The 6,027-nt window shown below is 41.8% G+C and carries 6 protein-coding genes and 1 pseudogene; 2 read left to right on the top strand and 5 right to left on the bottom strand.

Going from position 1 to position 6,027, the window contains the following annotated elements:
• Nucleotides 1-102 precede the first annotated feature (102 nt).
• Nucleotides 103-360: pseudogene (locus tag BZA03_RS19905) on the top strand (CcdB family protein); the annotation flags it as partial.
• 192 nt (nt 361-552) lie between these two features.
• Here BZA03_RS19905 and BZA03_RS19900 read toward each other — a convergent pair.
• The 5 genes from BZA03_RS19900 to pnp all read right to left on the bottom strand — a co-directional run bounded on the left by BZA03_RS19900 (nt 553) and on the right by pnp (nt 5,131).
• Complete coding sequence (locus BZA03_RS19900) at nt 553-1,020, bottom strand: hypothetical protein (protein WP_110289668.1); 468 nt, start codon at nt 1,018-1,020, stop codon at nt 553-555.
• 44 nt (nt 1,021-1,064) lie between these two features.
• Complete coding sequence (locus tag BZA03_RS19895; RefSeq protein ID WP_110289667.1) at nt 1,065-1,334, bottom strand: hypothetical protein; 270 nt, start codon at nt 1,332-1,334, stop codon at nt 1,065-1,067.
• Nucleotides 1,335-1,439: 105 nt separating this feature from the next.
• Nucleotides 1,440-2,264, bottom strand: coding sequence for a hypothetical protein (locus BZA03_RS19890; RefSeq protein ID WP_110289666.1), 825 nt, complete (start codon nt 2,262-2,264; stop codon nt 1,440-1,442).
• A 301-nt stretch (nt 2,265-2,565) separates the two neighbouring features.
• On the bottom strand, nt 2,566-2,859 hold the full coding sequence (locus BZA03_RS19885; protein ID WP_012518312.1) for a DUF1244 domain-containing protein: 294 nt from the start codon (nt 2,857-2,859) through the stop codon (nt 2,566-2,568).
• A 160-nt stretch (nt 2,860-3,019) separates the two neighbouring features.
• A complete protein-coding gene (pnp, locus tag BZA03_RS19880) occupies nt 3,020-5,131 on the bottom strand; it encodes a polyribonucleotide nucleotidyltransferase (RefSeq protein WP_039229711.1) in 2,112 nt (703 codons plus the stop codon).
• A 339-nt stretch (nt 5,132-5,470) separates the two neighbouring features.
• On the opposite strand from pnp, the gene BZA03_RS19875 reads away from it, so the two are divergent.
• Complete coding sequence (locus tag BZA03_RS19875; protein WP_014949384.1) at nt 5,471-6,025, top strand: HNH endonuclease; 555 nt, start codon at nt 5,471-5,473, stop codon at nt 6,023-6,025.
• Nucleotides 6,026-6,027 lie beyond the last annotated feature (2 nt).

Genomic DNA, 6,027 nt, shown 5'->3' with positions numbered 1-6,027 from the left:
TTCTGTGTAGCGTGATTTTTTCATAGTCGTCTCCTGCATTAATCATTGCAGAAAACTCCAATTAAGTCTGTCTCAGTTTAGGGGAAGTGGACATACCCCTTTCTTGTAGATGTTCAAAACTCTGTAATTGACCAATTAGCAACAAGGTTAGTTGTACCGCTGACAAAGAATAAGACTACAAATAGTCTTTATATGAAAAATCTTACGCCGGAGATAGAATTCGAAGGCGAGACATACCTATTCGTGACTCAACAACTTAGTTCCTTACCCGAAGATGTGCTCAAGGACTGCATCGGTTCTTTGGCGCAATCCCGTGAATTGCTAATAGGTGCAATAGACTTTGCTATTACTGGATTATAGCCTTTCTATAAGAGATTCTGACAGGTGGGCATAACGACGTAATGTGGCTAGAAAAGTAAAGCGATGAGCTAGTACATATTACAGAGCTTTATAGTGCGAGTACTCGTCGCTTCCGATATCTCCGGTACCACCACCATCGGAATTGCCGTGGTCTGACGACATTACATAAACATGCCTGTCTCGTTTAGTATTTTATTTTGGAGTGTATGGTGGAAGAACTTCTCCACTTGTTAATACAACAACCCTATAAATATTATCACTTTCAACTCCTCGTTCTGTTATATCGCTAGCCTTTGCAAGGCTAATTAAATAATACCAAACATTAGAATCAAATGAATAACCTAACCGTAATTCAAGTCCGATTAATTGAAGTGCGCCTTCAGGTTTATAAAATTCCTTGGCTTTTAAAACAGCATTTTCGATTGTAAGTTTAGGATTACCTTTACCATCCCAAGCTTTATCAAAATCAAACTGATTTCGCCACAAGGTGAAGTTGGCGGGCTTTCCTCTTGATTGAGTACCTATCAAGTAGAAATAATCCTCTCTTTGCTTACCATCACTACTCTCTTTTTGGATAACTATCAATTCATCCTTAGCATAAGCCGTTGAAGGAAGTGCAAGTAAAAACATAAAAGAGATTAGTGGTAGTAATTTATTCATTTAATTATCCTTAATTAGAGAGTTTATAAACATGCCTGTCTTGTTTAGTATGCCGTTGTAAAAAGATGACTGTCTTGTTGAGTCCTTACCCAAGCTAACCACTTAATTCTATTTTTATGCTCGAGAATTAACTCTTTTCTGTAAGCAGTTGACAGTAGACACGGCCAAGCAAGATATACAAAGCGAGGTCCGCTGGCTAACTCTGCAAAGAAATCTAAAACATTGCCTAAAACGGGAACTTTAGATAGCGCTGCAGCTACAGCGAGGAATACCCCGAAAACAAGCAAGCTAATTACAGCAACCAAAATTTCCATATACAGGTTTACCTAACGCCGCCTTAAGCGGTGAGTAATAGTTGGCTAAAATGTGAAGCGAAGCGGAACCGAGCCAACTGTTACGAATCCGACTTTAAGGCCTTGTTAGGCATCTGACAGCACCCGATTTATTATAGACATAAATAACTTTTCCCCACTAAGTGTAATATCTTGAACACTTTCTGGGGTCACAGTTTTTATATAACCCAATTTATGCAAATCACTTAAAAATGTTTGATTGCTAGATATTAGGATATTTGAAAAAATTTCCAGAGGTGTCAGCTTATCGTTTTCGCTTTTATCCACTTCTCTACGTACTAACCTCGTTAAATGTCGACTAATTTTCCGGTCATAAGTGGCTCGCTCTTCATTAGAGATTGAATTAAGTTCACTTTGCAATCTCTTAAGTTCGAGTTCTTTCTCTTTTAGGGTCGATTTTAAATTTTGTTTTTCAGAATCATCCAGTTTTGATTTTTCAAATAAAGTTTCAATTATTTTTCCGAGCTCCTGTTCCGAATCTGAAACCTGCTTTTCTGTAGCGGCCTTCTCTCTTGCAATATCTTCAGAAACACTTGAGCCATTCGACGTGTAGTACCTGTCTACACTTTCCTTTAAATCTTGGGATTTTTGCTCTATATTTTTTAGTTGTTCACCAAAACCAGATTGAATTTTTCCAAGCAGAATGGATGTCTCTTGAGTGAACTTATGCATATTGTCATAAAACTTATTACTGGAATCAGAACCTTTAAAATAGAATGCCGCAGAAAGCCCTATAGCAAAGAAAGCTAACAATAATGCTACTATATCTGTAGCAGAAAGCGTTCCTAGGTTTATATTGAAATCTGAATTAATAACTCGATACCCGATCAGCAAGACAACACAGATTACTGCGATTTCCCTAATAATTCTTATGACTTCATTCAGATTCATTTTCTGATTATTCCTTTTAGTTTTGTAGAGTGCATAATTGGATGCCTAACAGCTTACTCGTCCCCAAACCGTCATGCTATTCCACACCACTTTAGGGCACTTCTCCTTTTTACTTCTCACTACTCTAAACCATAACCACCAGAGAAATAAAGAAAAAACCGTAATGTCGTTTTTCGCTCATTTATTAAAAACAACAAATCGACATGCAGATGATTTTGGTGTCATTCACGCAACCCAAACACAAAAAAGCCAGCATAAGCTGGCTTCAAAACACAAAAACAAATTTCGTCCAAACTAAAAACTACTTCCCCTGCCTAGCAGCCAACTTCTCCAACTGCTCGTCAGTAGCAGGAAGCTGGTGCTTCTCTTTCCACTCTGAATACGGCATTTTGTATACCACTTCGCGTGCGGCTTCGTAGTCGATATCAGCACCCTGCTCGCTTGCAGCGGCCGAATACCATTTTGCTAAGCAGTTACGGCAGAAATCGGCCAAAATCATCAGGTCAATGTTCTGAACGTCTTTATTTGCGTCTAGGTGTTCTACTAAGCGGCGAAATACTGCTGCTTCTACTTCGGTTTGCGTTTGCTTATCCATTATCTAATACCTCTAAAAAAGCGTTTTTCGTTATGGTTTGAATGTGTGGGTTAACGGATGAAACCCAACCCGCTATCTCTTTTAAAACCTAAAACGAAAAAAGGGAGCCAAGCTCCCTTTTTACTTATATACAGCTAACTAGGTTTAAACCCAATTGGCATTACTCTGCGTCGTCAGACTTAGGCGCAGGCTTTTCTAGAAGCTCTTTAATGCTTAGGCGTACACGGTTTTGGCGATCGATTTCCATAACCTTAACGTCAACCATTTGGCCTTCTTCTAGGTAGTCAGTTACTTTGTTCACACGCTCGTGAGCGATTTGTGAAATGTGAACAAGACCTTCTTTACCAGGAAGTACTTCTACAAACGCACCGAAGTCTACAATACGTGTAATCTTACCGTTGTAAGTCTTACCAACTTCAATTTCAGCCGTTACTTGCTCAATCTTGCTAATAGCGATGTCTGCTTTCGCACGCTCTGTTGCGAAGATTTTGATAGTACCGTCGTCTTCAATCTCGATGTTAGTGTCAGACTCTTCAGTAATTTGACGGATCATTGCGCCGCCTTTACCGATAACGTCACGAATCTTGTCTTGGTCAATCTTCATTGTGTAAATGCGCGGAGCAAATTCACTTAGCTCTTCACGGTGACCGCCAATCGCTTCGTCCATTACGTTAAGAATGTGCAAACGTGCTTCTTTTGCTTGTTTAAGCGCAATTTGCATGATTTCTTTAGTAATACCTTCAATCTTAATGTCCATTTGAAGTGCAGTAATACCTTCGGTAGTACCCGCTACTTTAAAGTCCATGTCGCCAAGGTGATCTTCGTCACCAAGGATGTCTGAAAGTACAACAAAGTTGTCGTCACTCTTAACTAGACCCATTGCGATACCCGCAACAGACGCTTTAATTGGAACACCTGCATCCATAAGCGCTAGTGAAGTACCACATACAGACGCCATTGATGATGAACCGTTTGATTCTGTGATTTCAGAAACCACACGTACTACGTACGGGAATTCTTCTTCACTTGGCATTACTGCTTGAATACCACGCTTCGCTAGACGACCGTGACCAATTTCACGACGCTTAGGCGAACCAATCATACCGGTTTCACCAACACAGTATGGAGGGAAGTTGTAGTGAAGCATGAAGCGGCTGTCGCGCTTACCTTGAAGCTCGTCAATCATCTGTGCGTCACGCTCTGTACCAAGCGTAGCAGCTACAAGTGCCTGCGTTTCACCACGAGTAAATAGTGCAGAACCGTGAGTACGAGGAAGAATACCTGTTGCTACGTCTAGTGCACGGATCATTGCTGGGTCACGACCATCGATACGTGGCGCGCCAGATAGGATGCGTGAACGTACAACGTCAGACTCAAGATCGTGAAGAAGGTCTAGTACTTCTTTCTTGTCTTGTTCTTCGTCTTCAGCAAGGATAGCTTCTAGGGCTTTTTCAGTTGCTGCAGTTACTGCGTCTTTACGCTCTAACTTGTCAGAAATCTGGTAAGCCGCAGTCATTTCTGCTTCAGCTAGTGCTTTAACTTTGTCTTTAAGCGCAGTGTTTTCTGCTTCTGGTGCCCAGTCCCACTTCTCAGTACCAACTTCAGCAGCAAATTCGTTAACCGCGTTAACTACAGTTTGCATTTGCTCGTGACCGAACATAACCGCACCTAGCATGGTGTCTTCAGAAAGCACGCTTGCTTCTGATTCAACCATAAGTACTGCGCCTTCAGTACCCGCAACAACAAGGTCAAGCTCGCTTTCAGCTTGCTCTTCTGCGCGTGTATTTAGAATGTATTCACCGTTGCTAAAACCAACACGAGCCGCACCGATTGGGCCGTTGAAAGGAATACCAGAGATAGCAAGGGCTGCTGAAGTACCAATCATAGAGATGATGTCTGTAGGGATATCTGGGTTAGCAGACATTACAGTAACAACAACTTGTACTTCGTTTTTGAAACCTTCTGGGAATAATGGGCGGATTGGACGGTCGATAAGACGTGCAATCAGTGTTTCACCTTCAGATGGACGACCTTCACGCTTGAAGAAACCACCTGGGATTTTACCCGCAGCGTACGCTTTTTCTTGGTAGTTAACAGTAAGTGGGAAGAAGTCTTGATCTGCTTTGGCTTCTTTTTTACCAACTACTGTTACCAGTACAGACGTGTCGTCCATGCTCGCAAGAACCGCAGCTGTTGCCTGACGAGCAATTACACCCGTCTCTAGAGTTACAGTATGCTGTCCATACTGAAATGATTTAGTAATAGGAGTCACTATTTGTCCTTTAATTTCAATCTTTATTTTATCGCTTTTAAACGCGGCGCATAGTATAGCCATGAAGTAGCGTTAATACCATGGTCAAATGCAGCCCCGCGCGGAATTTGTCGTGTTATTTGGTCATTAACCGCTACCACCTATAGCACCATGACTATATGAAATATCTGTGAAATTTCAATTATTGACTATATTTTCATCATACTGACACAAAACAGCGTATGCTAGAACAAAAAGCGAACAACGTAAGAACTTAAATAAACATCTCGTGCGACCAATGCGCAGAAGTGATTAACCACAACAAGAACGTCTAATATTAGTGTGCTAAAGGAGATAACCATGTTGGTACTTCGACTTAATAAAGCAGGCATGCCACAAGAGTGGATAGATGTTGAACAAGCCGCAAAGCTTTACAGTCAAGATAAGGTGCTATTTGAGCTAGGTAGCGATGCTATTACGCTTAAGGGAGGCTGGAATCACGAAGGGCTGCAAAGTCAGCTTACCCTGTCTAGTATTATCGCGTGCGACGGCAAGGTAACAGATTTGTCTGGCAAAGTTGCCCTTACTAATCGCTATTTGTTTAGGCGCGATAGCTACCTGTGTATGTACTGCGGCAATAAGTTTACGCCAAAGCAGCTTACCCGAGACCACATTATCCCACGCTCTCGCGGCGGAAAAGACAGTTGGACGAACGTTGCCACTGCATGCCAGCGGTGTAATCACGCGAAAGGTGCTAAAACGCCAGAAGAAGCCAACATGCCCCTACTCGCGGTTCCGTTTAGGCCAAATGTGTACGAGCGTTTTTATTTAATGAACAGGCGAATTTTGGCTGACCAAATGGCCTTTTTACAAGGCCACTTTACCAGTCACCGAGAATGGACGTGCTTGGAATAAAC

The sequence above is a fragment of the Alteromonas sp. I10 genome, from assembly GCF_003201515.1.
Classification (GTDB): Bacteria; Pseudomonadota; Gammaproteobacteria; order Enterobacterales; family Alteromonadaceae; genus Alteromonas; species Alteromonas macleodii.
The sequence above is the reverse complement of the archived record's forward strand: the minus strand, read 5'-3'. Positions and strand labels throughout refer to the sequence as shown.

Excerpts from the sequence above, each read along its gene's own strand:
- BZA03_RS19885 (WP_012518312.1), bottom strand. The coding sequence starts at position 2,859 with ATGGATAAGCAAACGCAAACCGAAGTAGAAGCAGCAGTATTTCGCCGC.
- BZA03_RS19900 (WP_110289668.1), bottom strand. The coding sequence starts at position 1,020 with ATGAATAAATTACTACCACTAATCTCTTTTATGTTTTTACTTGCACTT.
- BZA03_RS19890 (WP_110289666.1), bottom strand. The coding sequence starts at position 2,264 with ATGAATCTGAATGAAGTCATAAGAATTATTAGGGAAATCGCAGTAATC.
- BZA03_RS19875 (WP_014949384.1), top strand. The coding sequence starts at position 5,471 with ATGTTGGTACTTCGACTTAATAAAGCAGGCATGCCACAAGAGTGGATA.
- BZA03_RS19895 (WP_110289667.1), bottom strand. The coding sequence starts at position 1,334 with ATGGAAATTTTGGTTGCTGTAATTAGCTTGCTTGTTTTCGGGGTATTC.